Source organism: Arthrobacter sp. StoSoilB13 (assembly GCF_019977255.1).
In the GTDB taxonomy this organism is placed as follows: Bacteria; Actinomycetota; Actinomycetes; order Actinomycetales; family Micrococcaceae; genus Arthrobacter.
In genome coordinates this window covers 1254696-1279106 of sequence record NZ_AP024648.1, presented here as the reverse complement: position 1 = coordinate 1279106, position 24411 = coordinate 1254696, and the positions used below count along the sequence as shown (strand labels likewise).

Genomic DNA, 24411 nt, shown 5'->3' with positions numbered 1-24411 from the left:
GTACCCTCTTACTCCCCGGCCCCGACCCATTCCACGGTGCCGTCGCTGAAGAACTGTTCCTTCCAAATAGGCACCTGTTCTTTGACCCGGTCCACAAGTTCCGAACAAACGGCAAACGCCTGGCCCCGATGGGCGGCAGCCACGGCACACACCAACGCGGGATCACCTATCTCCAGCATCCCGATCCTGTGTGCGGCCCAAATCCTGACGGGCTGCGCTGCTTCGCCGGAGTGCTCGGCCACCAACTGCGCGACTACGTCGGCCATGATCCGGTGCGCTGTGGGATGCGCGCTGTAGCTCAGGCGGTCCACGGGCTTGCCCGAATCGTGGTTGCGTACCACGCCGCTGAAGCTGACTACTGCCCCGGCGGTGTCGGACTCCACCGCGGCAATTGCCTGGTCCACGGAGATGGGCTCGGCGCTCAGGACCGCGCTAACAACTTCAAAGTCTGTTTCAGTGCCCATGGCTTCCTTCCAATTGATCGCAAAGGTGCCCGATCACCGGATCCAGGACAGTCAAGCCGTCCATGACGCCCTTCGGGGAACCGGGCAAGTTAATGATGAATGTCTTTCCTGCTGCTCCTGCGTGCCCACGGCTCAGCATTGCCATGGGCGTCTTTGCAGCGCCCGCCCGCCGAATGCCTTCCATAATGCCTGGGATCTCACGATCCAGCAGCGGCAAGGTTACTTCCGGCGTCCTGTCGTCCGGGCTCAGGCCCGTTCCGCCACTGGTGATGACGACTGCGGGCTGCTGGGTCAGGAGCGCCCTCAAAGCCGCACCAACGGGCTCGCCATCCGGCACCACCATGGTGGGAAAGGCATCAAAGCCGTGCTCCTTGAGCCAGTCCAGGATGACGGGGCCTGTTTCGTCGGCGTAGATTCCCGCCGCCGCACGCGTGGACGCTATGACGACGCCGGCTTTCCGCGGCCCGTGGGCGTTTGGTTCGCACGCACTCATGCTTGGGCTCTTTCCGGCGCCGAACTGCCCCGGTTCCAGTCACCGTGCTTCCAATCCCCACTTTTGCCACCGCTTTTTGCCAGCACCTGAATATCCGTCAGGACTGCGTGCTTATCCACGGCCTTGATCATGTCGTAGACGCTCAGGGCCGCTACGGAGGCAGCGGTGAGAGCTTCCATTTCGACGCCGGTGACACCACGCGTCTTCACAGTAGCCAGTACTTCGATCGAGTCGGCTCCCAGCTCAAAATCGACCGTGACCTTGGAAATCGGCAACGGGTGGCACAGCGGGATCAGTTCGGGTGTCTTCTTGGCAGCCATGATCCCTGCCACGCGCGCCACTGCGAGCGCGTCGCCCTTGGGAAGTTCGCCGGCGCCGAGAAGGGCCAGGACTTCGGCAGTACTGCGGACCGTGGCCGTGGCTGTCGCCTCACGGGTGGTGACTGCTTTCTCTGAGACATCCACCATCTGGGCAGTACCGTCTTGACGGAGATGGGTCAGGCCGCCGGTGTTGCCGGACGTGTTCGTGGGAGTTTCATTCACAGCATCCATACTTCCACTTCGCTTCCCTCAGCGAGTTCCGTGACGTCGCTGGGGATCTGCACCAATGCGTTCGAGCGTGCCAAGGCATGCACCAGGTGGCTTCCCGCGCCACCCTCCATGCGGACGGAGCCGTCAGGCAGCACCGTTCCGCGGCGGACTTGATGCTTGCCCTCTGGTGAATGCAGCGGTTCCACCAAACGCGCCCGCTGTACCGGCCTCATTGCCGGGACGCCGTGGATCAGCGAAAGGGCAGGGCGCAGGAACATCTCATAGGAAACGAGGCAGCTGACAGGGTTGCCCGGAAAGCCGAGGAACGGAACGCCTTCAAAGCGGCCGATTCCTTGTGGGCCTCCTGGCTGCATGGCCACGGGCAGGAACTCCACGTGCTGGGCGGCCATGGCTTGCCGGACGACCTCGTATGCCCCCTTGCTGACGCCGCCGGTGGTCACTATCAGGTCTACCGGGCGCCGGCCGTCATCGCTGCCAAGGTGGCTGCGAAGCAGTTCGAGCAATTGCGCGGGATCATCATCGGAGATCCGGCTTCGCACGACGTCAAGGCCTGCTTGGCGCATGGATGCTTCCAGGAGGGTTCCGTTGGAGTCGTAGATCTTGCCGGGCGTAAGATTCCGGCCCGGTTCCAGGACTTCATCGCCCGTGGTGACCAGCAGGACATGACATGGCCTGCGGACTTCGACGGCGGTCAACCCCAGCGCGGCCAACAGGCCAAGCTGAGCGGGTCCTAGACAGGTACCTGCGGGAAGAGCCAGGTCCCCTTCTTTGATGTCGCTGCCCGCGTGCCGAACATAGGTATTGGGAGCAACGGCGGGGAGTTCAACCTCAACATCCCTTGCCTCGGGATTCGGGAAGGTGCTGGGGCGTGCCCGCTCAATGGGGACTACGGCGTCGGCGCCCTCGGGGATCATGGCGCCGGTCATGATGGGCGCCGCAAAGCCCGGCTTCAACACCTCAGGAGCCGCCCCCGCCGGAACAGGTGCCGCCACCCGTAGCTTCGCGCCGCCGTCGGGAATCCCGGCAGAGTTGACGGCAAAGCCGTCCATTTGGGAGTTGGCGAATGGCGGCAGGGAAAGTGGCGCGTGGAGGTCCACGGCCAGCACCTTGCCCAGCGCGTCAAGCAGTGGCAGCTTTTCAGTGGCCATGGTGGCGGCAGGACCGCTCAGTAGTTCCACCACGGCGTCGCGATGGGCAGCAACGGATCTGGGCAAGGACATCCTCCTGTGTGGTCACGCTCCTGTCCGGAGATTATCAGGACGTACCCAGAGTAGGGCCTTTATGTGACCTTGACGTTGATGGTGTGATAGCCGGTGGCGCCGTCGGGAGCTACGGGGGTCCGGTCTTCGGTTTGTGGTTTGCCTGTAGAGTCCGTGGCACGCACTTGGACTTCATAGTCGCCGGGTGAGAGGTCAACCCCCAGCTGCCACTGGTACCAGGTATCCGCGGATATCCCTGGTGCAAGCATCACCTGTCGCCAGGGGCCACGGTTGATGCGGAGCTCCACATGGTCCACCCCACGATGCTGGGCCCAGGCCACACCGCCAAATTGCACTTTGCCTGCTTTGACCGTGCGCCCACTACGCGGTACATCGATGCGGGACTGCGTCTTGATGGGGCCGTGATCGCTCCAGCCACGGGGAGTCCAGTAAGCGGTGTCGTCCGCAAACCGGGTGACCTTGAGTTCGGTGAGCCATTTGGTTGCCGAGACGAAGCCGTAGAGTCCCGGCACGATCATCCGCACCGGGAATCCGTGTTCCAGAGGCAGCGGCTCGCCGTTCATGCCAACGGCAAGGAGGGCGTCGCGGTCGTCCGTGAGCGCTTCCAGGGGCGTACTTGCCGTCCAGCCATCGTTGCTGGTGGAAAGCACCATGTCTGCCCCTGGTTTGGGACCGGCCATGGCCAGGAGTTCCCGTACAGGCCAGCCAAGCCACAGGGCATTACCGATGAGGTCGCCGCCCACTTCATTGGACACGCACGCGATGGTGATGTGCCGCTCCGTCATGGGCTTTGTGAGGAGCGTCGCGAAGTCGAGTTCGACCTCGCGATCCACCATTCCGGTCACTTTCAGTTTCCACTGTGGAGGATCGATGGCCGGCACAGTCAAAGCGGTGTCGATCCGGTAGAAGTCAGGGTTCGGTGTCACCAGGGGGCTGATCCCTTCCAGGGGCAGCGATGCCCCTGCAGGGATAGCCTGCTGCGTCGTCGATGGAGCCGGCAGCGTTAAAGAGCCCCTGAAACCGGAAGCCACGGTGGTGGCCCGCGTAAGGATACTGGTGACCACTCCGCCTACGGCTGCCGCAAGCGATGTGGCCGCCACGGCGTTCAGGAAGCTCCGCCGTGCCAGAGGGGCAGGTTCCGGCGGAGGTGAGGCACTGGCCGGATCTGACGGCACCACGCCGGATGACGCTTCACGTAGCGGGACCCACGTGCCTAGGCGGCGAATCAACGTGCGGAGCAGCAGCATGGTGACGACGGCGGCCACGATGGGTGCGATGGCGGCCTGCGGTGTTGTTTGGGCCCGGGTCAGGACAGCGCTGAGGCCCGCCGCACCGGCCAACGCCGCCAGAACAAGTCCGAGTCCGGTTCGACGGCGCTCCAGAATCCCGGCCAGAGCGGCCAGAACCACAGCCACAACCAGGATGGAAGCGACCAGCACGATCTTGTCCGCCGTCCCGAAGAGCTGCACGGCGAGGTCCTTCACTCCGGGAGGAACGGAATCGATGACGGCGCCGCCCAGTGCCGTCACGGGCGAAACGAGGGGGCTAAGGAAGCCGGCGCTCAGCTCGCCTGCCGCAATGCCTGCTCCCCCGGCCGCCACACCGGCAACCGCAGCCCAGAATCCGGGCTTTCTCATGCTGCGCCTCCTTGGCGATCCACAACAGATCCTGTTTGAACAGAGCCCGCCGGAAGGGAACCAGAAGGAAGCGAACCAGCCGGAAGTGACAGCGCAAACCGACAACCGCCGTCGACGTTTTCCACCTTCACAGCTCCCCCGTGCGCCTTGACAATGCCAGCCACCATGCTCAATCCGATTCCTGCTCCGCTGTAGCTTCCCTGCGATCCCGCCGGGTTCCCCCGTGAAGGGTCCTTCTGCCAGCCGGTTTCGAACAGGTGGGGAAGGTCCTCCTCCGGGATGCCCCCGCAGTGGTCCTGAACTGCGACCACGGCGTTTCCGTTGTCGCGCCCCACGCTTGTGTGAACGTCCGTGTCCGGCCTGCTGTAAATGATCGCGTTGAGCAGCACGTTCCGGATCGCACTGGCCATGCTGGGTCCGTCGGCCACGGCCATGCACTCGCGGTCTCCTCCGCCGGTGAGCGTAATACCGCGTTGGGCGGCCAGCGGCGCCAGATCGGACAGAGCATCACTGACAAGGTCATAGAGGTCCAGGGACTCGGCGCGCAAGCGAAGGCTTCCAGCCTGGATCTTGGACAACTCCAGAAGGTCGTTGACCATGGCAGTCATTTGTTCGGTCTGCCCGATGATCTTCCGGTAGTACTCCGGGATATCGGCCACCATGCCGTCCTCAAGGGCTTCGGTCATGGCGCGCATGCTGGCAAGTGGAGTACGGAGGTCATGTGAAATCCACGAGACGAGCTCGCGCCGCGCGGTTTCAATGGCGGCTTCCCTGGCCCGCGACTCCGCAAGGTTACGGCTGCTGGCCTCCAGTTCCTGGGCCAGTTCAGCGAGTTCCGAGGTCATGGCAGGTCCGGTCCGCCTTCCGTTTTTAGTGCTGTGGTCCAGGGTTTCGCCCCGGCCGAGTCTCCTGGCCGCCGCCACAAGGCGCGCCGCGTTCCGGGATACCCCGGCTCCCAGCACGAGCGATAAGGCCACTGCTACTGCCGAAGCCATGGCCAGGATGTACCACATGACCTCAAGGTCCCTGGCAGAAATGAACATGGCATTGAACGCACTGACCATGCCTGCCACAAGGACAGCCACGGTAGCCACCACAACCAGGCAGATCTGGGCCAACACCGAAGCGCGGCGAAGGACACGTAGCAGCACAAGCGTGATGGCACCGATGACCACTGCCCACAGGAGCACCCAGGCAAGGATGGTTGCAAGCTCAGTGCCCTCCATGGCCATCCCCCTTGGCGTCGAACCTGTAGCCAACGCCCCAAACCGTCTTAAGGAGCTCAGGCTTGGTGGGGTTGACTTCGATCTTCTCGCGGAGGCGCCGCACATGGACGGTCACAGTGGAAAGATCGCCGAAGTCCCAGCCCCAGACTGCCTTGATGAGTTCTTCCCGGCTGAAGACCTGGTTTGGCCTGCGCAGCATGAAGGCCAGGAGGTCGAACTCACGCACCGTCAAAGTCAGCGGCGTTCCACGGTGCGTGACGGTCCGGGATGCGGGATCCAGTTCAAAGCCTGCCAATTCGACAGGTGGTTCGGGGGAGAATTCCTTCACGCTGCGGCGAAGGACGGACTTGACGCGAAGGACAAGCTCCCGCGGCGAGAACGGCTTGGTGACGTAATCGTCCGCGCCCATCTCCAAACCAAGGATGCGGTCATCTTCGGTTCCCAGTGCCGTAACCATGATGACCGGCACGCTCATGCTCTGGCGGAGCCGGCGACACACTTCCACACCGTCCAGCCCGGGCAACATGCGGTCCAGAATCACAAGGTCCGGCTGTCGGGTTGCTGCGAGCCTGAGCGCCGAGAACCCATCCCCGGCCACGTCAACCTGGAACCCGGCTTGCAGGAGATAGTCGCGGACGACATCAGCGATGGTCTGCTCGTCTTCGACGAGAAGGATGCGGCGATTGCCGGGCTCTGCCGCTGTTGATGCCGATTGCATGCTCACGCTTTCAGCATAGGTACGCCGAAGCTGCCCGGCATCGGATACGGGTCACTTCCGGGTGAATGTCCGCATTCCGTAAGAACTGCGAGGGCACCGGACATGGCCGCGGCCTTTTCAGGATCAGCCGAACCAATGTCCGCTGAGTGAAACGAAATGTAGCCGGTATCACTGTTCAGCCCACGGTGGCGTAGCCTGAATTCATGAGTGTTCAGCTTGGCATGCCTGTGCCTCCTTTGGGCAGCGCTGCAGGCGGCCCGGTTCCGCCGCCGCGTCCAGCTGGCACGCCCACCGGTTTGTGGGACCGCTATGGACGCCGCGCGACTGATATGCGCCTTTCCCTGACAGACAAGTGCAATCTGCGGTGTACGTACTGCATGCCTGCGGAAGGGTTGGAATGGCTCTCCAAGCAGGCGGTGATGACCAAAGACGAAATCATTCGCATTGTGCGTGTAGGCGTTGGCGCCCTGGGCGTGCGGGAACTGCGCCTCACTGGTGGTGAGCCGTTGGTCCGGGCTGATCTGGTTGACGTCATTGCAGGCATCCGGAACGAGCACCCTGACCTTCCCATTTCGATGACCACCAATGGCGTGGGCCCTGGACAAGAAAGCGGCCGCCCTCAAAGCCGCAGGACTCACCCGGATCAACGTCTCCCTGGATTCGCTCCACGAGGAAACCTTCACCAAGCTCACGCGCCGGCCTTTCCTGGACCGTGTCCTCGCCGGCGTGGACGCCGCATGGGCTGCCGGTCTTGGTCCGGTCAAGTTGAATGCCGTGCTGATGAGGGGCATCAACGATGCCGAGTCTCCTGACCTCCTCGCCTGGGCCTTGGACCGTGGCTACGAACTTCGCTTCATCGAACAGATGCCGCTGGATGCCGACCACGGGTGGACCCGGCGCAACATGATCACTGCGGCTGAAATCCGGGATTTGCTGTCAAAGGACTTTGTCCTCGGTCCGGACCCGCGGGAACGCGACGGCGCCCCTGCCGAACGATTTGAAGTACGACGCCGGAACCAGGCAACGGGTGAAGCTGAAGGGGCGGTCCTCGGTACAGTCGGGATCATCGCATCGGTTACCGAACCGTTCTGTTCAGACTGCCGCCGCACCCGCATTACGGCTGAAGGCAAGATCATGAGCTGCCTGTTCTCCCGTGAGGAGTTCGATCTCCTCGGACTGCTTCGGGAAGGCGCAACGGATGAGGAGCTTGCCCAACGTTGGCAGGACGCCATGTGGGTCAAACCCAAAGCCCACGGCATGGACCACACTGGCCTCGGCGCACCGGACTTCGTGCAGCCGGACCGCAGCATGAGCGCAATCGGAGGCTGAACCCTTGCTTGTACGTTACTTCGCTGCCGCACGCGCCGCTGCAGGTGTCGAAGAGGAAATCCATCCACTCCCGGAAGGATCCAGCCTCGAGGCCTTGCTGGAAGCTGCCCTCGCCGTCGAACGTCCTTTGCCTCCGGAGGGGACACCAACGCTTGCCCGCATCGTGGCCCGCAGCAGCTTCCTCAGGAATGAGGTAGCGGTTCGAGACCCTTCTGCTCCCCTGGGCGCCGAGGATGTTATCGACGTCCTTCCTCCGTTCGCAGGCGGCTAAGGGCAGAAGCAACAAACCCGGATTCATAAGCCGTCAGGTTTTCCGGAACACACTCTTGAGCAAAGGAGTGAACTCGGCCGTGCCCTCGAGCCGCAGTTCCGCGGTGTGCACCAGGACGCCATCTTCAACACGGAACGCGTTCCGTGCTACGCCCTCCGGCGTTCGCCGGTCCACCGTCAGCGTCCCTGCATGCCATGTACCGCGCACCGGGGCAGTTGGTGGCCGGCCCATGCTGTCCACGTAATACCAGAGCGTATCCCCATGGGCCGGATCCACTGTGAACATCCCGTGCCCTTCGAAGTGCGTTCCATCCGGCTCGCGGTGTCGGTAGCTCTGCACAACGGCGTAGCCCCCCGCAGCTTGCGTGAATACGGCTTCGGCCTCTGCGGTCCGCGCTGCGCCCCATGGAGACTGTGCTATCTCGGTGATCCCCCGCCAGTGTCCAATAAAGTCCCTCAGCAGTTCTGCGGCATGTCCTTTTGGCGGCACATCCATCACGACTCCAATGTGAGCAGGGCAGCATGATCGTGTGATCATGCTGCCCTGTTTACAGTGCGGGAGTCCAGAGATGGAGGACCAGCTGAATGCGCTGGGTCCTAAAGACCGAAGGTCTCGCTTTCTTCAAACGGCCCGACGACGGTGATGGTGCGGGGAGCTGCGGCAAGTTCCCGGGCGAGTTCCTGGACTTCGTCCACAGTGACTGCCTTGATCCGGGCCAGTGTCTCGTCAATATCCTGGAACTCCCCGGATACGAGTTCCGCCCGGCCGAGCCGGGACATACGTGAGCCCGTGTCCTCGAGGGCGAGGACAATGCCGCCGCTGAGTTGTCCCACGGCCTTCCGGAGTTCCTCCTCTGTGATGCCCTCCTTGGCGAGCTTGTCCAACTCAACACCAAGAAGATCGAGCACTTGGCGCACTTTTGACGGCGTGCACCCTGCATACATGCCGAAATAGCCGGCATCGGCGTACGCGGCGGTGAAAGAGTAGGTGGAGTAGACCAGGCCGCGCTTCTCACGGATCTCCTGGAAAAGCCTGGAGGACATTCCCCCACCGAGCACGGCATTGAGCACGCTCATGACGAATCGGCGATCATCCGTTGCCACGATAGTGGGGCAACCCATAATGATGTTTGCCTGCTCCACGGGACGCTTGACCACGTGAAGGCCGGATGTGCCGGTGATCACGGCTCGGTTGGTGGCCCGACGATCTACCGGAGCTGCTTCCGGATCCAGCTGCCAGCCTGCTGCTTCCAACGCCTTCTGCACGAGATCGCAGACGACGTCATGGTCCAAGCCGCCAGCCGCGGTGATAACCAGTTCTTCCGGACGGTAGTAGCGCTGGTAGTGCTCCCAGACCGAGTCCCTTGCAACGGCCTTGATGGCGTCCGGAGTTCCGCCAATAGGACGCGCGAGCGGGTGGCTGCCGAGCACGGCTGCAACAAATTTTTCGTGGGCCACGTCTGTTGGGTCATCGCTGTCCATGGCGATTTCTTCAAGAATGACGTCCCGTTCCTGTTCCAGCTCCGCCGGATCCAGGACAGCACCGGTGATCATGTCAGCGATGACATCGATGGCCATGGGCAGATCCGTGTCCAGGACCCGGGCAAAGTAACAGGTACTCTCCTTGGCAGTCGCAGCGTTGGACTCGCCACCCACCTCATCAAAGGCTGAAGCAATTTCCAAGGCGGTACGGCGCTTGGTGCCCTTGAACAGGAGATGTTCCAGGAAGTGCGTGGAACCATGCTGACCATCGGCCTCGTCGCGGGAACCGACTGCCACCCAGAATCCGATGGTGGCCGAACGCTGCCCGGGCATTGCCTCGGTGAGGACGCGGACGCCGCCGGGCAGGACCGAACGCCGTACGACGGAACCGCCCTCGGCACCATGGATGAGGTCGCCGCCGGGAAGTGTCTGCTCCAACGGCAAGGGTACGACAGTCATTAAGACCTTTCGGGTAAAGCCAGAGGGGCCCGTGGACCTTTCAGCCCACCGGCCCCTCCGGGTACTGCTTACAGACTACTCTGCGGAAACTTCGGCTTCTTCTGCAGCTTCCTCGGAGGCTGCGCCTTCTTCCTCGGCAACAACCGGGGAGAGGGAAAGCTTTCCGCGGTCGTCGATCTTGGTGATCTCGACCTGGACCTTCTGGCCCACCGAGACGACGTCATCAACGTTGTCCACGCGCTTGCCGTTGGCGAGCTTGCGGAGCTCGGAGATGTGCAGCAGGCCGTCCTTGCCCGGGGTAAGGGAAACGAAAGCGCCGAACGTGGTGGTCTTGACGACCGTGCCCAAGTAGCGCTCACCGATTTCCGGTACCTGCGGGTTGGCGATGGCGTTGATGGCGGAACGTGCTGCATCAGCAGACGGACCGTTGGTGGCGCCAATGTAGACCGTGCCGTCATCTTCGATGGAGATGTCCGCGCCCGTGTCTTCCTGGATCTGGTTGATCATCTTGCCCTTGGGGCCAATGACCTCGCCGATCTTGTCTACGGGGATCTTCACGGCGATGACGCGGGGGGCGAACTCGGAGAGCTCATCCGGGGTGTCGATCGCTGCGTTGATGACCTCAAGAATGTGGAGGCGGGCTTCGCGGGCCCTGCTTCAGCGCTGCTGCCAGCACGGAAGCGGGGATGCCGTCGAGCTTGGTGTCCAGCTGGATGGCCGTGACGAACTCGGACGTACCGGCAACCTTGAAGTCCATGTCGCCGAAGGCGTCTTCGGCGCCGAGGATGTCGGTCAGGGCTGCGTAGCGGGTCTGACCGTCAACCTGGTCGGAAACCAGGCCCATGGCGATACCGGCAACAGCTGCCTTCAGCGGGACACCTGCGTTGAGCATCGAGAGCGTCGAAGCACACACCGAACCCATGGACGTCGAACCGTTGGAACCGAGGGCCTCGGATACCTGGCGGATGGCGTAAGGGAACTCTTCACGGGTAGGCAGAACCGGTACCAGGGCGCGCTCAGCGAGGGCACCGTGGCCGATTTCGCGGCGCTTCGGGGAACCGACGCGGCCGGTTTCACCGGTGGAGTACGGCGGGAAGTTGTAGTTGTGCATGTAGCGCTTGCGCGTTACCGGCGACAACGAGTCGATCTGCTGCTCCATCTTGAGCATGTTCAGCGTGGTGACGCCCATGATCTGGGTCTCGCCACGTTCGAAGATGGCCGAACCGTGAACGCGGGGCAGAACTTCGACCTCTGCGGTGAGCTGGCGGATATCCGTCAGGCCACGGCCGTCGATGCGGACCTGGTCCTTGAGGATGCGCTGGCGCACAACGTGCTTGGTGACCGAGCGGAAAGCTGCGGACAGCTCCTTCTCGCGGCCTTCGAACTGGCCGGCAAGTGAGCCAAGGACCTCATCCTTGAGCTCGTCGGAGGCGTTGTCGCGGTCCTGCTTGTCAGCGATCTGGAAGACAGCAGCCAGCTTGTCAGCGGCAGCGGCCTCAACGGCAGCGTAGACGTCGTCCTGGTAGTCCAGGAAGACCGGGAACTCGACGGTCGGCTTCGCTGCACGGGCAGCAAGATCGGCCTGGGCTTCGCAGAGAGCCTTGATGAATGGCTTTGCGGCTTCGAGGCCCTCGGAAACAACTTCTTCGGTGGGAGCAGTTGCGCCCTGTTCCGTGATGAGGTTCCAGGAGTTGTCGGTTGCTTCGGCTTCAACCATCATGATGGCGACGTCGTCGCCTGCGATGCGGCCGGCAACAACCATGTTGAACACGGCGTTCTCAAGCTGGGAGTGCTTGGGGAAGGCAACCCACTGTGAGCCCTGTTCGTCGGCGATGAGGGCAACGCGGACGCCACCGATCGGGCCGGAGAACGGGAGGCCGGAGAGCTGCGTGGACATGGAAGACGCGTTGATGGCCACGACGTCGTAGAGCTCGTCCGGGTTGATCGCCAGGACGGTCACAACGATCTGGACCTCGTTGCGCAGGCCCTTCACGAAGGCCGGTCGCAGCGGGCGGTCCATCAGGCGGCAAGCCAGGATGGCTTCCGTGGAGGGGCGGCCTTCACGGCGGAAGAACGAGCCCGGGATACGGCCGGCAGCATACATACGCTCTTCGACGTCAACCGTCAGCGGGAAGAAGTCGAAGCCTTCGCGCGGCTGCTTGCCTGCGGTGGTTGCCGAGAGGAGTGCGGTGTCTTCGTCGATGTAGACCATCGAAGCGCCGGCAGCCTGCTTGGCAAGGCGGCCGGTTTCAAAGCGGATGACACGCTTGCCAAAACGGCCGTTGTCAATAATCGCTTCGGAGAACTGGATTTCGGGACCCTCCATGAGAGTCACCTCCGTTTCTGATTTAGCGGAAGTCCGCCGCATCAACCCAGGCCTCTTCTTCATTCCTGGCCTGTACGACACCCGGTCATCGATCGAGATCCACGGGCAAATCGTCGCCGATTTCTTCCCGGGAATCACTACCGAGGACCGCGAATGCGCGATGCGGTTGATTCCTTTTTTTAGTTGTTTTTGAAGAAGGCGGCCCGTTCCGCGAGGGATCGGGCCGCCCCCAAAGGCAGACTAGCGGCGCAGGCCGAGGCGCTCAATGAGCGAACGGTAGCGGGCGATGTCAGTGTTCTTCAGGTAGGAAAGCATGCGCTTGCGACGACCAACCATGGCCAGCAGACCGCGCTGGGTGTGGAAGTCGTGCTTGTGCTCCTTCATGTGCTCAGTCAGATCCTTGATCCGCTGGGTCAGGACTGCAACCTGGACCTCGGGCGAACCGGTGTCGCCTTCAGAGGTTGCGTATTCCTTGATGATGGACTGCTTTACAGCGGCGTCAAGTGCCACGTGAACTCCTAGAGTTGTGCCGTGCCTCCCGGTGCAGCGCCTCGCTGACGGGTTGCTTCAGATGCGTCTCCGCACACAAAAACAGGTCCAGCCGCCACGGACTGCAGCCGGATCCACTAATAGTTTACCGGCAGGTCAGCATTGTTGTCGAAATACCGCTAGCGCCGGGTCAGCAGCTCGTGTGCCTGGGCTACATCCAGGCACATCTGCTCCACCAGGGCCTCGGGCCCGCGATATGCCACCATTCCGCGGAGGCGCTGGGTAAATTCGACCGCCACAGTCTGGCCGTAGAGGTCAAAGTCCTCCACGTTCTCCTCGGGACGGTCAATAACGTGGGCCTCCACTTGTCGGCTCACACCGTCGAACGTGGGGTTGGAGCCAACAGAGATGGCGGCGGGCCACCGCGTTCCGGACTGGTCTATCAACCAGCCTGCATAGATACCGTCGGCTGGTACGTACCCTGTGGAATCATGCGAAAGGTTGGCGGTGGGAAAACCGAGGTTCCTCCCGCGGGCAGCTCCATGTACCACCTCGCCGCGCATGCGGTGGGGACGTCCCAGGACGGCGGCTGCCGTTACGACGTCGCCTTCGGACAAAGCTTCCCGCACCCAGGTGGAGGAGCAACGGCGGTCGGTATCCCCGTCTTCGTGTACCGGGAAGCCTCCTGCGCCATACTCATTGACAACCTGGACGCCAAAGCCCAACTGCTCGCCGAGTTCCTGCATGGTGACGACGTCTCCCACATTCCCTGCGCCGAAGCGGAGATCGTGGCCAACCACGACGTGCGCAGCGTGAAGGGACTCGAGGAGGACCTGACGGACGAACTCGATGGGCGTCATGGACGCGAGGTCCAGCGTGTATTTCATGACCAGGACAGCGTCCACCCCTGTTTCGCCCAGGGCGTCCAGTTTGTCCTGGAGGCCCATGATCAGCTCCGGGGCCGACTCCGGGCGGTGGACCTGGGCGGGGTGGGGATCGAAGGTCACGGCCACTGACGGGATGTGGTGACGCTTGGCGGTGTTCGTCAGTTGCGCGAGAACATGCTGGTGGCCACGATGGACGCCGTCAAAGTTCCCGATGGTAACGACTGTTGGTCCGAAGTCCCTGGGGACTTCGGTGGGATCGTTCCAGATGTGGACCATCAACCTCGCCTTTTACTGCAGATATTCGTTCCGCCCGGCAACCTCCCGGCGCCGGAACATTCTAAGGTTACCCGCTGTGGCTATTCGCTTTGGACGGCCGCCTCTTGTTCAACCACAGGAGTCCGAGGACGGGCAGCACGAGCGGGACAAAACCATAACCGCGTCCAAACAGCGACCACACAGTGTCATGCGGGAAAGCCACAGGATCGAAGAGGCTTATGGCTCCAACCACCAGCACGCCGAGCAGTTCCACAAGTACCGCGGCCAACGACACTTTGAACCAGGTGCGGCCCGGTTTTGCCAGCGAGATGGTGGCTACGACATAGACGACGGCGGCGAACGCAGAGAGGATATGCGCCAGCGGAGCTTCGGCAAACTTGGTGGCAATCTGATATCCGGCCCGGGCAGTGGCTGAGAGTGCGAAGACGGCATAGACCGCGATCAGCAAGCGCCCAGGGCCGGTGTTCCGTGTGTCTTTTTGGGGTGTCCGGCCGGCGTTTGCCTCAGTCTCGGTTCCAGTCATGTTTCGTTTTTCCTTCAAGGTCAGTACCAGATCTGATTCATGCGGGCAGCCATGACGAGCGCTGTGACGCCCACCGCCGCCAGGACGAAGTTGCTCCAGCGGGTCCGCTCAAGGATGGCCCAGTACACGGCCCCCAACGGGATCATCAACGCTGTGATCAGGTATCCCCAGAACTCCCAGGCTTCACCGGCCATCCGTTCACCCACGGCAACCCGGACAATCGAACCAACCAGGTAGACCAGCAGGGCCAGCTCTACGGCCAGCACGGAGAAGATGGTGACGTCGTTTGGGGCCTTCTTCATCAAACCTGCCACGACGCACGCGATCGTGGATACCAAACCAACAATAAGGATGGAGTAGAAATAGCCGTCCATGCCTACTTTTCCTCGCCGACCGTGGCGGTTCCGGTTCCGGGGGCAAAGACCAGTACAGGCTTCGCGAAGCTCCCGGTATCGGCCAGCAGGGCTACCAGCTCTCCCGACGGCGCGAACGCTGCGGCAGGCTTTTCGGCCGTGGCGGCGTCCGGCGTTCCTGCTCCTGGCCCCGCGGCGATGCGCCGGCCGAAGGAGATCTCGGTAGTTTCTTCTTCGGTGAGCTCCCGGTTGGGCATCAGCGAGCGTGCTGCCAGGGACATCTCCAGAACCTCGAGCTCTTCTGCGAGCTCCTCCAGCGTCCGGGCCTGGTCAAGGGAGTACGGGCCAACCTGCGTCCTGCGCAGGGCCGTGAGGTGTCCACCGACGCCCAAGGCGTTGCCGAGGTCGCGGGCCAGGGCCCGGATGTACGTACCGGAGGAACATTCCACCGTGACGTCGACGTCGACCACCCTTCCGCCGTCGATCCTGTTGATGGCGTGGATGTCGAAGCGGTGGATGGTTACGGGCCGGGCCGCAAGCTTGACCTCTTCGCCGGAGCGGACACGGGCGTAGGAGCGTTCGCCGTTGACCTTGATGGCGCTGACGCTGCTGGGAACCTGCTGGATGGGCCCGGTGAGGGCGGCAACGCCGGCGGCAACGGCGTCGTCGGTAATGTCCACTGCGCTGCGCGCCTCCGTGACTTCGCCTTCTGCGTCATCGGTGATGGTGGTCTCGCCGAGCCTGATGGTAGCTGTGTACGTCTTGGACGTTCCCACAATGTAGGTCAGGAGCCGTGTGGCCTTGTTGATCCCAAGGACCAGCACTCCGGTGGCCATGGGATCGAGCGTGCCCGCATGCCCCACTTTCCGGGTGCCGGCCAGCCGCCGCATCCGGCCAACCACATCATGGCTGGTCCATCCCTGCGGTTTGTCAACGATTACCAGTCCAGAAAGCACGCTTACCAGTATATGGGTGGCTAGGATAGCTCCCATGCCTGAGCTTGCCGCGCACGTCCGCGACGTCCCCGTGAACCAGATCCGTGAAATCACCGAGGCCGCCTGGAGGACCCCGGGAGCGATCGTGCTGAGCATCGGCGAACCAGGCTTTGCTCTCCCACGGCACGTCCTCGACGCCGGAATAGCGTGCCTTGAGCGGGACGAAACCAACTACACCCCAAACGCAGGTATCCCCGCGCTCCGCGAAGCCTTCGCCAAGAGGTTCCGTGAGCATCATGACGTGGAAGTCGGTGCCGAGCGGGTCTACGTGGTGGACGGAGCGCAGCAGGGCCTGCACTTCGCCATGAGCCTGCTACTCTCCCCCGGCGACGAAATCCTGATTCCCAACCCCGGCTATCCCACGTTCGCCATGACCAGCCGGCTCCTGAACGCAGTGCCCGTCCGGTATCCCCTGTACCCACATAACGGGTTCCTGCCGGACATTGCGGACATCGAAGCTCTCATCACGCCGCAGACCCGCGTTCTCGTGCTGAACTCGCCGTCCAACCCCCTGGGCGCCGTCATCAGCGAGGATGCCGTCCGCCAACTTGTGGAACTGGCCGTCCGGCACGATCTCTGGATCCTCTCGGACGAGTGCTATGAAGCCTTCACCTTTGACGTCCCGCATGTCAGCCCGGCCCGGTTCGATAGCGACATCCCCGGCGAGTCGCGCGTCTTCACGTCCCTGACGCTGTCCAAGACGTACGGGCTCACAGGCCTACGGATCGGAGCCTTGATCTGCCCGCCGGGCTTGGAAAAGAAAATGAACAATGTCATGGAAGCGATCGTTTCCTGCGTTGCCTCGCCATCGCAGTATGCCGCCTTGGGTGCCTTGACCGGCCCCCAGGACTACGTGACGGATGCGCGAAACCACTATAGGAGCAACCGTGATGCCGCCTCCGCCGTCCTGGAAGGCAAGGGCATTCCGTTCCTTGGCGCGCAAGGAGCCTTCTACCTGTGGGCTGATGTCTCCCACGTCAGTGGCGGCGATGTCCGGGCCTGGGTCCACGCGTTCCTGGCCGATTCGGGAGTTGCGTTCGCGCCCGGCACTGCATTTGGGTCCATCGGCGAAGGCTGGATCCGGATTGCGCTGTGCGGCGATCAGCAGGAACTGCTCGACGGCGTGCATCGGCTTCCTGCCCGGGCCCACGTACTCCCGCCGCAACCGGCGCAGCGATGGGAGCGTCAGTAGTCGGTGCGTTCCGCGTTGTTGCGCCAAGCCTCGAAAGGCGTCTCGGAAGCGGCAACCGGCGCGTGTTCTACGGGAAGCAGCTCAGGCCTCCCGCCGGCAAAGTACTCGTAGAACACCGCATCATCGAAGCCGGCCCCTGGCGGCTCCGTGCCTGTCCGCGGCGAAGTACACCCGGCCGATCCTGGCCCAGAGCGTGGCCGAGAGGCACAACGGGCATGGCTCGCAGCTGGCATAGAGCACTGAGCCGTTGAGATCGAAATTGCCGATGTCGGCTGCGGCCCGGCGAATGGCCACCACTTCCGCATGCGCGGTGGGATCGTTGTCCCGTGTGACCCGGTTGACCCCCTCATGGATTCGCCCATCCGGGGTGACGACGACAGCGCCAAACGGCCCCCCGCCGTCGGAGACGTTCTGCACCGCGAGCCGAATCGCATGGTTCAGGAATTCATCACGCTGCTGAGCACTGTGCGCCGACATGCTCCGATCTTAGCGAGCATGGACGGCAGAAAGGCCGGTTCCTCAGGAGGAACCGGCCTTTCTGCAAGAAAACTTCTAGCGGTTGGCGTCTTCGTCGAGTTCGTCATCGTCCGCGAGGTCGATGTCTTCTTCGTCGAAGTCGTCTTCGTCGATTTCTTCGGAGCCTTCGGGGCCCTCGCCCTTGTAGGGGTCAGCCTCGCCTGCGTGCTTGGCGCCGGCAGCCAAAGCGGCTACCTCGGCGTCGCGACGCTTTGCTTCACGGAGCAGCTCCTCAAGGTTGGATGCGTTGACCGGAATCTGGTCAGCAACGAACTCAAGGGTGGGAGTAAGCCGTACGGTGATATTGCGGCCGACTTCCTGTCGGAGCACACCCTTGGCCTTCTCCAATGCCCTGGCGGCATCGGCGTGGGCTATGTCGTCACCAAAGACGGTGTAGTAGATGGTGGCGTGCTGAAGGTCGTTGGTGACGCGGGCGTCGGTGATCGTGATGGACTCGACGCGCGGGTCCTTGACCCTGCGGCCGAGGGCCTCGGCCACGACGACCTTTATCCGCTGCGCCAACTTGGCAGCGCGTGCCGGATCGGCCATGACTTCCTCCTGGAAAGTAGAAACGGGTACGGAACGGGTCCGCCGGGGCTACCCGACGGACCCGCTCCAAGCGGAACCTAGACGCGCGGCTTTTCGCGCATCTCGAAGGTCTCGATGATGTCGCCTTCGGAGATGTCGTTGAACGAGCCAAGACCGATACCACACTCGAAGTCAGTACGGACTTCGGTTGCGTCATCCTTGAAGCGCTTGAGCGTCTCAACGGTGAGGTTGTCACCGATGACCTTGCCGTCGCGGCTAACGCGTGCCTTGGTGTTACGGCGGATGATGCCCGTGCGGACGATCGAACCGGCGATGTTTCCGAACTTGGAGGAACGGAAGACTTCGCGGACTTCGGCAGTACCGAGCTGGACTTCTTCGTACTCCGGCTTGAGCATGCCCTTGAGGGCCATCTCGATGTCATCGATTGCTGCGTAGATGACGGAGTAGAAGCGCATGTCCACGCCTTCACGGTCAGCCAGTTCAGCGACGCGCTCAGCCGGCTTGACGTTGAAGCCGATGATGATGGCGTTGTCCACCGTTGCCAGGTTGACGTCGTTCTGCGTGATGGCACCCACACCGCGGTGGATGACACGGAGCTGAACGTCGTCGTCTCCGACATCGATCTTGAGCAAGGCATCTTCGAGGGCTTCCACGGCACCGGAGACGTCACCCTTGAGGATGAGGTTGAGGGTGTCGATCTTGCCTTCTGCAACGGCTTGGTCGAAGTCTTCCAGGCTGATGCGCTTGCGACGCTTGGCCAGTGCGGCGTTGCGGTCGGCAGCTTCACGCTTCTCGGCGATCTGGCGGGCCGTACGCTCGTCCGGCGTCACCAGGAAGGTGTCACCTGCACGCGGTACGTTGGACAGGCCGAGGACCTGGACCGGACGCGACGGCAGTGCGACATCGAGGGCCTCGCCGTTCTCGTCGAACATGGCACGGACGCGGCCGTGGGCCGTACCGGCCACGATCGTGTCACCCACGGCCAAGGTACCGGACTGCACCAGGACGGTGGCCACGGAACCGCGGCCCTTGTCCAGGTTCGCTTCGATGGCAATGCCTCGGGCGTCCTTGTCCGGGTTGGCGCGCAGATCCAGTGCGGCATCGGCCGTCAGCAGGACGGCGTCGATCAGTTCGTCGATGTTGAGGTTCTGGCGGGCAGAAACCTCAACGAACATGGTGTCGCCACCGTATTCCTCGGGAACCAGGCCGTACTCGGTGAGCTGACCCTTGACCTTGTCAGGGTTGGCGCCTTCCTTGTCGATCTTGTTCACTGCGACGACGATCGGCACGTTGGCTGCCTGGGCGTGGTTGAGTGCTTCAACCGTCTGCGGCATAACGCCGTCGTCGGCTGCAACAACCAGGATCGCGATGTCGGTGACCTTGGCACCACGTGCACGCATGGCCGTGAAGGCCTCGTGACCGGGGGTGTCAATGAACGTGATGTCGCGGGCCGTGCCCTCGTGGATGTGGCTGATCTGGTAAGCACCGATGTGCTGGGTGATTCCACCGTGCTCGCCGGCCACAACGTTGGAGTTGCGGATGGCGTCAAGCAGGCGGGTCTTACCGTGGTCAACGTGACCCATGACGGTGACAACCGGCGGACGTGCCTCAAGGACATCGTCACCTTCGGCGTCAAGCTCGTCCTGGATGTTGATGTCGAACTGGTCCAGCAGCTCGCGCTCTTCGTCTTCCGGCGAAACAACCTGGAGCTTGTAGCCAAGTTCGGCGCCGAGCAATCCAAAGGTGTCTTCGTCGAGGGACTGCGTAGCCGTTGCCATCTCACCGAGGTGGAAGAGAACGGTCACGAGCGATGCGGGGTTCGCATCGATCTTCTCTGCAAAGTCCGTGATGGAGGAACCACGGCGCAAACGGATGATGGTCTCGCCATCGCCGCGGGGTACGGATACGCCGCCCAGCGACGGAGCACTCATCTGCTCCAGTTCCTGGCGCTTTGCACGCTTCGACTTGCGCTGCTTGCCACGACCGGCGCCGCCCTTGCCGAAGGCACCCTGGGTACCACCGCGACCGCGGCCACCCTTGCCGAAGCCACCGCCGGCGGGAGCGCCGCCACCGGTACCTGCACCTGGTGCGCCACCGGGACGTCCCGGTCCGCCACCCGGACGGCCTGCGCCACCGGGACGACCTGCGCCACCCGGAGCCGGACGCTCAGTGCGGTTGGGCATCATGCCCGGAGTAGGCCGGTTTCCACCGGGGCCACCAGCCGGACGCGGAGCACCACCGGGACGGGGCGCACCGGGACGCGGAGCACCCGGACGGGGACCACCGCTGCCTGCTGCGGGACGGGGACCACCCGCACCTGCTGCGGGACGGGGACCACCGGGGCGTTCGCCATCATTGCGGCCACCTGCGCGGGGCATGCCCTGTGAGGTTGCAAACGGGTTGTTTCCCGGACGCGGCGGACGTTCGCCGTCGCCACCACGGCCGCGGGGCATGCCCTGGGACGTGGCGAAGGGGTTGTTGCCCGGACGGGGACCGCCGGGACGCGGGGCCTGGCCGCCTTGGCGGGACGGAGCCGGAGTCTCTGCCTTGGGAGCAGGACGGGCACCGGGCTTTGCCGAAAACGGCGTGGATGCAACGGGAGCCGATGGCGCTGCCGGAGCAGGCGCCGCGGGAGCTGGTGCTGCGGGGGCAGGTGCCGCCGCGGCCGGTGCTGCCGGAGCCGGGGCCTTGGGTGCAGCGGGGCCCGGAGCCGGCGCTGCCGGACGGGATGCTGCGGGAGCAGCCGGAGCCTTGGGGGCGGCTGCAGGTGCGGGGGCAGCTGCCTTTGCAGCGCCTGCACCGGGGTAGGCGTCGCGAAGCTTCTTCACGACGGGGGCCTCAATGGTGGAAGAGGCGGAGCGAACGAATTCGCCCAATTCCTGCAGTTTTGTTACTGCATCTTTGGAAGTAATACCGAGCTCTTTGGCGAGCTCATGTACGCGGACCTTGGCCACATTTCTCCTGTCTCGGTCCGCACCGAGCCAGGCACGAACCGTCTACTTCTTACTGCGGGCCCCTGCCGCTAGCGCGACTGAAAGGCCCATTGCAGAGCGCAACAAAGTTGTCATCGTTACGCACTCATCGCTGGGAACTCATCGGGTTTCCATCAGTTTTCTGACCCGCTTTCAGGTTTGGACGGTTTTCCTGTGGCAGCCGGAGCCTCCACAAGTGGCGCGCCTGACATGAAGTAGCTTTCGACGGCGGTTGTTTCAGCAGCGCCCGCGAGGGCCCTTCCGAAAGCACGCCGCTTGATTGCCAATGCCAAGCACTTTTCGCTGGGATGCAGCCACGCACCCCTGCCGGCCATCCGGCGTCGAACATCGACAAGGACAGTGGACGAACCACCACCTTGGGCGACCAGCCGGACAAGCTCGGACCGGGAGCCTTGCTTCCGGCATCCGATGCACGTACGAACAGGGCCATGGCCGCGTTCAAGCAGTTCAGCCACGACGTGTCCTTACCTGCCTCTGCAAACTTGCGCTGACGACCGACACTGCACATGCAGATAAGGCACGTCAAAGCGCGCGGATACCGGACGTAAGCCCGGTTCCATCTATTCTAGCCCCCCGGCCCCGGACAGCCGAAACCGGCCGCACTGTAAGCGCGGCGCGGTTCCGTCGGCCAAGCCGCCGGAACGATCGCTATTCGGTCTTGGCCGGGGCGGCGTCGGACACGATATCGATCCGCCATCCGGTCAGCTTCGCAGCGAGGCGTGCGTTCTGGCCTTCCTTGCCAATCGCCAAGGAGAGCTGGTAGTCCGGCACAACTACCCGGGCCGAGCGCGTTGCCTCGTCCGTAATAGTGACCGAATTCACCCGGGACGGTGACAAGGAGTTGGCGATGAAGGTCGCAGGATCCTCACTGAAGTCCACGATGTCGATCTTTTCGTCGTTGAGCTCAGTCATGACTGCACGGACCCGGGAGCCCATTTCGCCGATGCAGGCGCCCTTGGCGTTGACACCCGGGGTGTTCGCCTTGACGGCAATCTTGGTGCGGTGGCCGGCTTCCCTGGCGAGTGCCACGATCTCGACGGAACGATCCGCGATTTCCGGAACTTCCATTTCGAACAACTTGCGGACCAGGCCCGGGTGCGAACGCGACAACGTAATGGACGGGCCCTTCGCCCCACGGTGGACATCCACCACGAAGGCACGAAGCCTGCTGCCGTGAATGTACTTTTCGCCAGGAACCTGCTCCGGCGGCGGCAACAGGGCCTCCACCGATCCGAGGTTTACCTGGATCATGTGCGGGTTGTTGCCCTGCTGGATCATGCCGGCGACCAGTTCGCCTTCGCGACCCTTGAATTCGCCCAATACGTTATCGTCCTCGACGTCACGAAGACGCTGCAGGATGATCTGGCGTGCCGTGCTTGCGGCGATGCGGCCAAAACCGGCCGGGGTGTCCTCGAACTCCCCGATCGCCTCGCCGTCGTCGTCGATTTCCGTTGCCCAGATGGTCACGTGGCCGCTCTTGCGGTCCAGCTCGGCGCGGGCCTTCTCGAAGGCACCGGGCGTCTTGTGATAGGCCACCAGGAGCGCTTGCTCGATGGTGGGAATCAGGAGGTCCAGCGGGATTTCACGCTCACGCTCCAGGAGTCTCAGTGCGCTCATGTCAATATCCATTAGGCCTCCTCGGAAGGTCCATTGTGTTCGTCTGCCAGCCCGGCCTCGTGGAGGTGGCTGAATTCAATCTCGACTTTTCCGTGGCGGATCCTGTCGAAAGGAATAGTGATGGGGTCGCCCTGTTTGGGCTTCATGCCCTTCTTGACCTCGTGCTCCGGAATGAGGGTCACGCCGGCGTCATCTACTGACGCAATCCGGCCAAGGACGTTCTCACCCTGGATGACGTTGACCCTGACCATGCGGCCGCGCGCCCTGTGCCAGTGGCGCGGTTCCGTCAGAGGACGGCCTACTCCAGGCGAAGAAACTTCGAGGTCGTAGGGACGGCCGTCGTCGTGGGGATCGTTGTCCAGAATATCGGACAACCCACGCGAGACATCTGCGATGGCGTCAAGGCTGACGCCCCCGGTCTCCTCCTGCGGAAGATCCACGACGACGTGGACCGTGCGGTGTGAACCGGCGACGTGGATGGAAACATCCTCGAGGTAGAGCCTGTTGGCAAGGACTGCCGGTTCGAGCAGTGCCTTTAGCCTGCGCTCTTCCGGGTTGTGGATGGTGGCCGTTGAATTCGACTCAGTACGGTCTGTTGAAGTCGTGGCTTCCGAGTCACTCACGTTGCCCGCCGCCTCCCGATAGATGTTGTTGTGACTACTAGCCTAACGATTTTCGGCAGCACATGGTGCACGGCTTTTCCCTTGTCCGCCCGTCCACGTGACACCATGGTGTGTTGTGGACGAGCAGACAAGTGAAAAACGACGATCACCAGCGTGGGGCCGGCTCCTTCTCATTTCCGTGGTTGCGCTGCTCGTTGCGGGCACGGGAATCGTCCTTCTACCGCGGGATTCCGGGACTCCTCCTACAGTTTCGTTCTCCGTATCTGCCCTCGCCGACGCTTTCGCCGATACCAGGAAGCTGCAGGAATCTGCTGCTGGACTGATGGCAGCTGCAGGATCCGGTTCCCAAACGGCCGCCCTGGACGATGCTGTGACATTGCTGACAACACAGTCCCGGGCCCTCCTTCCGCCTTCTCCCGCAGCTTCAACGACAAGCGACAAAAAAGACACGGCCACGGAAGCTACGCCTGCCTCGGTCGTGGCCGGCCTGATCGCCAGCGGCCGGCAACGGCTGGACGACGCATGCGAGGCCGACGGCGGGACCGCCCGGTTGCTGGCCGCCGTCGGATCCGCCCAACTTCTCCAGGGCGAAAAACTGGCTGCTGCGTGGCAGGTGCCGGTGCCGTTGCCGACGTCGAGCGGTAACCCGTCTGCCACAACACCTGCCGTAACAACACCGGCTCCGCACCAGTGCCCTTCAGTCAGCCCCACCCCGGATGCAACCGCTGCCACTACCGATGCCGCTCTTGCGGCGACTGTCCGTTCCGAACAGGAAGCCATTTACGTCTACCAGGTGGCGCTGAAGCGATTGGACGCTGGCGCAACTGCCCAAGCCGCCAAGTACCTTGCAGTACACGAGCGGCTCCTTCAACAAGCAGAAGCCCTGACCCGCCGTAATTGTGGCGACGTCCCCACCCGCGAGGCCGGATACAGGCTGCCTGCACAGTTCGCTGAAGACCCGGCTGCCGGCTTGGGGGCCTTGGAGTCGGACTCCCTGCAGGGATTTGGCGACCTCATCGCGCTTTCAACAGGAGAGACCCGGGACTGGGCTGCCAGCAGCCTGCTGGCCGCCGTCCGCAGGAGCCTGGATTGGGGTGCCACGCTTGCGGCGTTGCCGGGTTTGGAGGTCGATGACGATGACTTGCCTCCGCTGCCGACGCCCACCCCCCAATGAGTAAATCCCACACCCCCAGTAGTGAGTAAAGCGGCGCATGGGATAGGCG

Annotated in this window: 24 protein-coding genes and 3 pseudogenes; 6 read left to right on the top strand and 21 right to left on the bottom strand. The window is 63.1% G+C overall.

The window, feature by feature from the left end; all coding sequences use genetic code 11:
- Nucleotides 1-8 precede the first annotated feature (8 nt).
- Genes LDP01_RS18130 through LDP01_RS18100 form a run of 7 tightly spaced genes read right to left on the bottom strand, consistent with a single transcriptional unit; the run spans nt 9 to nt 6309 of the window.
- Nucleotides 9-464: a molybdenum cofactor biosynthesis protein MoaE gene (locus LDP01_RS18130; RefSeq protein WP_224092333.1), complete on the bottom strand. Its 456-nt coding sequence runs from the start codon at nt 462-464 to the stop codon at nt 9-11.
- Nucleotides 454-957 (bottom strand): MogA/MoaB family molybdenum cofactor biosynthesis protein, encoded by a 504-nt coding sequence (locus tag LDP01_RS18125; RefSeq protein ID WP_223948552.1) that lies wholly within the window; start codon nt 955-957, stop codon nt 454-456. Before LDP01_RS18125 ends, LDP01_RS18130 begins: the two co-directional genes overlap by 11 nt.
- The gene (moaC, locus tag LDP01_RS18120) at nt 954-1508 is read right to left on the bottom strand and encodes a cyclic pyranopterin monophosphate synthase MoaC (RefSeq protein ID WP_224092331.1); all 555 of its coding nucleotides are present in this window, start codon (nt 1506-1508) and stop codon (nt 954-956) included. The genes LDP01_RS18125 and moaC overlap by 4 nt, the downstream gene beginning before the upstream one ends.
- Entirely contained in the window at nt 1496-2728 is a 1233-nt protein-coding gene (locus LDP01_RS18115; protein WP_224092322.1) for a molybdopterin molybdotransferase MoeA, read from the bottom strand. Before LDP01_RS18115 ends, moaC begins: the two co-directional genes overlap by 13 nt.
- A gap of 59 nt (nt 2729-2787) precedes the next feature.
- A complete protein-coding gene (locus LDP01_RS18110) occupies nt 2788-4365 on the bottom strand; it encodes a molybdopterin-dependent oxidoreductase (RefSeq protein WP_224092313.1) in 1578 nt (525 codons plus the stop codon).
- Nucleotides 4362-5591 (bottom strand): sensor histidine kinase, encoded by a 1230-nt coding sequence (locus tag LDP01_RS18105; RefSeq protein WP_224092311.1) that lies wholly within the window; start codon nt 5589-5591, stop codon nt 4362-4364. The genes LDP01_RS18110 and LDP01_RS18105 overlap by 4 nt, the downstream gene beginning before the upstream one ends.
- Nucleotides 5578-6309, bottom strand: coding sequence for a response regulator transcription factor (locus LDP01_RS18100; RefSeq protein WP_224093930.1), 732 nt, complete (start codon nt 6307-6309; stop codon nt 5578-5580). Before LDP01_RS18100 ends, LDP01_RS18105 begins: the two co-directional genes overlap by 14 nt.
- Nucleotides 6310-6512: 203 nt before the next feature.
- Here LDP01_RS18100 and moaA point away from each other — a divergent pair.
- Both moaA and LDP01_RS18090 read left to right on the top strand, forming a co-directional pair.
- Nucleotides 6513-7638 (top strand): annotated as a pseudogene (gene moaA, locus LDP01_RS18095) (GTP 3',8-cyclase MoaA).
- Between the two features lie 4 nt (nt 7639-7642).
- On the top strand, nt 7643-7909 hold the full coding sequence (locus tag LDP01_RS18090) for a MoaD/ThiS family protein (protein ID WP_224092308.1): 267 nt from the start codon (nt 7643-7645) through the stop codon (nt 7907-7909).
- A 33-nt stretch (nt 7910-7942) separates the two neighbouring features.
- Here LDP01_RS18090 and LDP01_RS18085 read toward each other — a convergent pair whose 3' ends face one another.
- The 3 genes and pseudogenes from LDP01_RS18085 to LDP01_RS18075 form a co-directional block, all read right to left on the bottom strand.
- Nucleotides 7943-8404: a DUF1579 family protein gene (locus tag LDP01_RS18085; protein WP_527249093.1), complete on the bottom strand. Its 462-nt coding sequence runs from the start codon at nt 8402-8404 to the stop codon at nt 7943-7945.
- 101 nt (nt 8405-8505) lie between these two features.
- Entirely contained in the window at nt 8506-9849 is a 1344-nt protein-coding gene (locus tag LDP01_RS18080) for a M16 family metallopeptidase (RefSeq protein WP_224092304.1), read from the bottom strand.
- Nucleotides 9850-9924: 75 nt separating this feature from the next.
- Nucleotides 9925-12175: pseudogene (locus tag LDP01_RS18075) on the bottom strand (polyribonucleotide nucleotidyltransferase).
- Here LDP01_RS18075 and LDP01_RS18070 point away from each other — a divergent pair.
- The gene (locus LDP01_RS18070) at nt 12174-12368 is read left to right on the top strand and encodes a hypothetical protein (protein WP_224092302.1); all 195 of its coding nucleotides are present in this window, start codon (nt 12174-12176) and stop codon (nt 12366-12368) included. The pseudogene LDP01_RS18075 and the gene LDP01_RS18070 overlap by 2 nt on opposite strands.
- Before the next feature lie 47 nt (nt 12369-12415).
- Here LDP01_RS18070 and rpsO read toward each other — a convergent pair whose 3' ends face one another.
- The 5 genes from rpsO to truB all read right to left on the bottom strand — a co-directional run bounded on the left by rpsO (nt 12416) and on the right by truB (nt 15659).
- Nucleotides 12416-12685 carry a 30S ribosomal protein S15 gene (gene rpsO / locus LDP01_RS18065; RefSeq protein WP_144652206.1) on the bottom strand — a complete coding sequence of 90 codons (270 nt, stop codon included), beginning with the start codon at nt 12683-12685 and terminating at the stop codon, nt 12416-12418.
- Between the two features lie 158 nt (nt 12686-12843).
- On the bottom strand, nt 12844-13827 hold the full coding sequence (locus LDP01_RS18060; protein ID WP_224092300.1) for a bifunctional riboflavin kinase/FAD synthetase: 984 nt from the start codon (nt 13825-13827) through the stop codon (nt 12844-12846).
- A 67-nt stretch (nt 13828-13894) separates the two neighbouring features.
- Entirely contained in the window at nt 13895-14350 is a 456-nt protein-coding gene (locus LDP01_RS18055; RefSeq protein ID WP_224092297.1) for a hypothetical protein, read from the bottom strand.
- Between the two features lie 20 nt (nt 14351-14370).
- Nucleotides 14371-14724, bottom strand: a complete 354-nt coding sequence (locus tag LDP01_RS18050) for a hypothetical protein (protein ID WP_224092294.1) — start codon at nt 14722-14724, stop codon at nt 14371-14373.
- Between the two features lie 2 nt (nt 14725-14726).
- A complete protein-coding gene (gene truB / locus LDP01_RS18045) occupies nt 14727-15659 on the bottom strand; it encodes a tRNA pseudouridine(55) synthase TruB (RefSeq protein WP_224092291.1) in 933 nt (310 codons plus the stop codon).
- A gap of 34 nt (nt 15660-15693) precedes the next feature.
- Between truB and LDP01_RS18040 the strand changes: the two genes are divergently transcribed.
- Nucleotides 15694-16890, top strand: coding sequence for a pyridoxal phosphate-dependent aminotransferase (locus LDP01_RS18040; RefSeq protein ID WP_224092289.1), 1197 nt, complete (start codon nt 15694-15696; stop codon nt 16888-16890).
- Here the strand turns inward: LDP01_RS18040 and LDP01_RS18035 are convergent.
- The 4 genes and pseudogenes from LDP01_RS18035 to LDP01_RS18020 all read right to left on the bottom strand — a co-directional run bounded on the left by LDP01_RS18035 (nt 16884) and on the right by LDP01_RS18020 (nt 21316).
- Nucleotides 16884-17367, bottom strand: a pseudogene (locus LDP01_RS18035) (nucleoside deaminase). The gene LDP01_RS18040 and the pseudogene LDP01_RS18035 overlap by 7 nt on opposite strands.
- A 75-nt stretch (nt 17368-17442) precedes the next feature.
- Nucleotides 17443-17955, bottom strand: a complete 513-nt coding sequence (gene rbfA, locus LDP01_RS18030) for a 30S ribosome-binding factor RbfA (RefSeq protein ID WP_224092287.1) — start codon at nt 17953-17955, stop codon at nt 17443-17445.
- 77 nt (nt 17956-18032) lie between these two features.
- On the bottom strand, nt 18033-20909 hold the full coding sequence (gene infB / locus LDP01_RS18025; RefSeq protein WP_224092285.1) for a translation initiation factor IF-2: 2877 nt from the start codon (nt 20907-20909) through the stop codon (nt 18033-18035).
- 152 nt (nt 20910-21061) lie between these two features.
- Complete coding sequence (locus LDP01_RS18020) at nt 21062-21316, bottom strand: YlxR family protein (protein WP_309928035.1); 255 nt, start codon at nt 21314-21316, stop codon at nt 21062-21064.
- Between LDP01_RS18020 and LDP01_RS23785 the strand changes: the two genes are divergently transcribed.
- Nucleotides 21236-21439: a hypothetical protein gene (locus tag LDP01_RS23785; RefSeq protein WP_309928041.1), complete on the top strand. Its 204-nt coding sequence runs from the start codon at nt 21236-21238 to the stop codon at nt 21437-21439. The genes LDP01_RS18020 and LDP01_RS23785 overlap by 81 nt on opposite strands.
- Nucleotides 21440-21596: 157 nt before the next feature.
- On the opposite strand, the gene nusA is transcribed toward LDP01_RS23785, so the two are convergent.
- A complete protein-coding gene (gene nusA / locus LDP01_RS18015) occupies nt 21597-22577 on the bottom strand; it encodes a transcription termination factor NusA (protein WP_224092281.1) in 981 nt (326 codons plus the stop codon).
- Nucleotides 22577-23188, bottom strand: a complete 612-nt coding sequence (gene rimP / locus LDP01_RS18010; protein ID WP_224092279.1) for a ribosome maturation factor RimP — start codon at nt 23186-23188, stop codon at nt 22577-22579. Before rimP ends, nusA begins: the two co-directional genes overlap by 1 nt.
- Nucleotides 23189-23303: 115 nt before the next feature.
- Here rimP and LDP01_RS18005 point away from each other — a divergent pair, with 115 nt between their 5' ends.
- A complete protein-coding gene (locus LDP01_RS18005) occupies nt 23304-24362 on the top strand; it encodes a DUF4439 domain-containing protein (protein WP_224092277.1) in 1059 nt (352 codons plus the stop codon).
- Nucleotides 24363-24411: the final 49 nt, after the last annotated feature.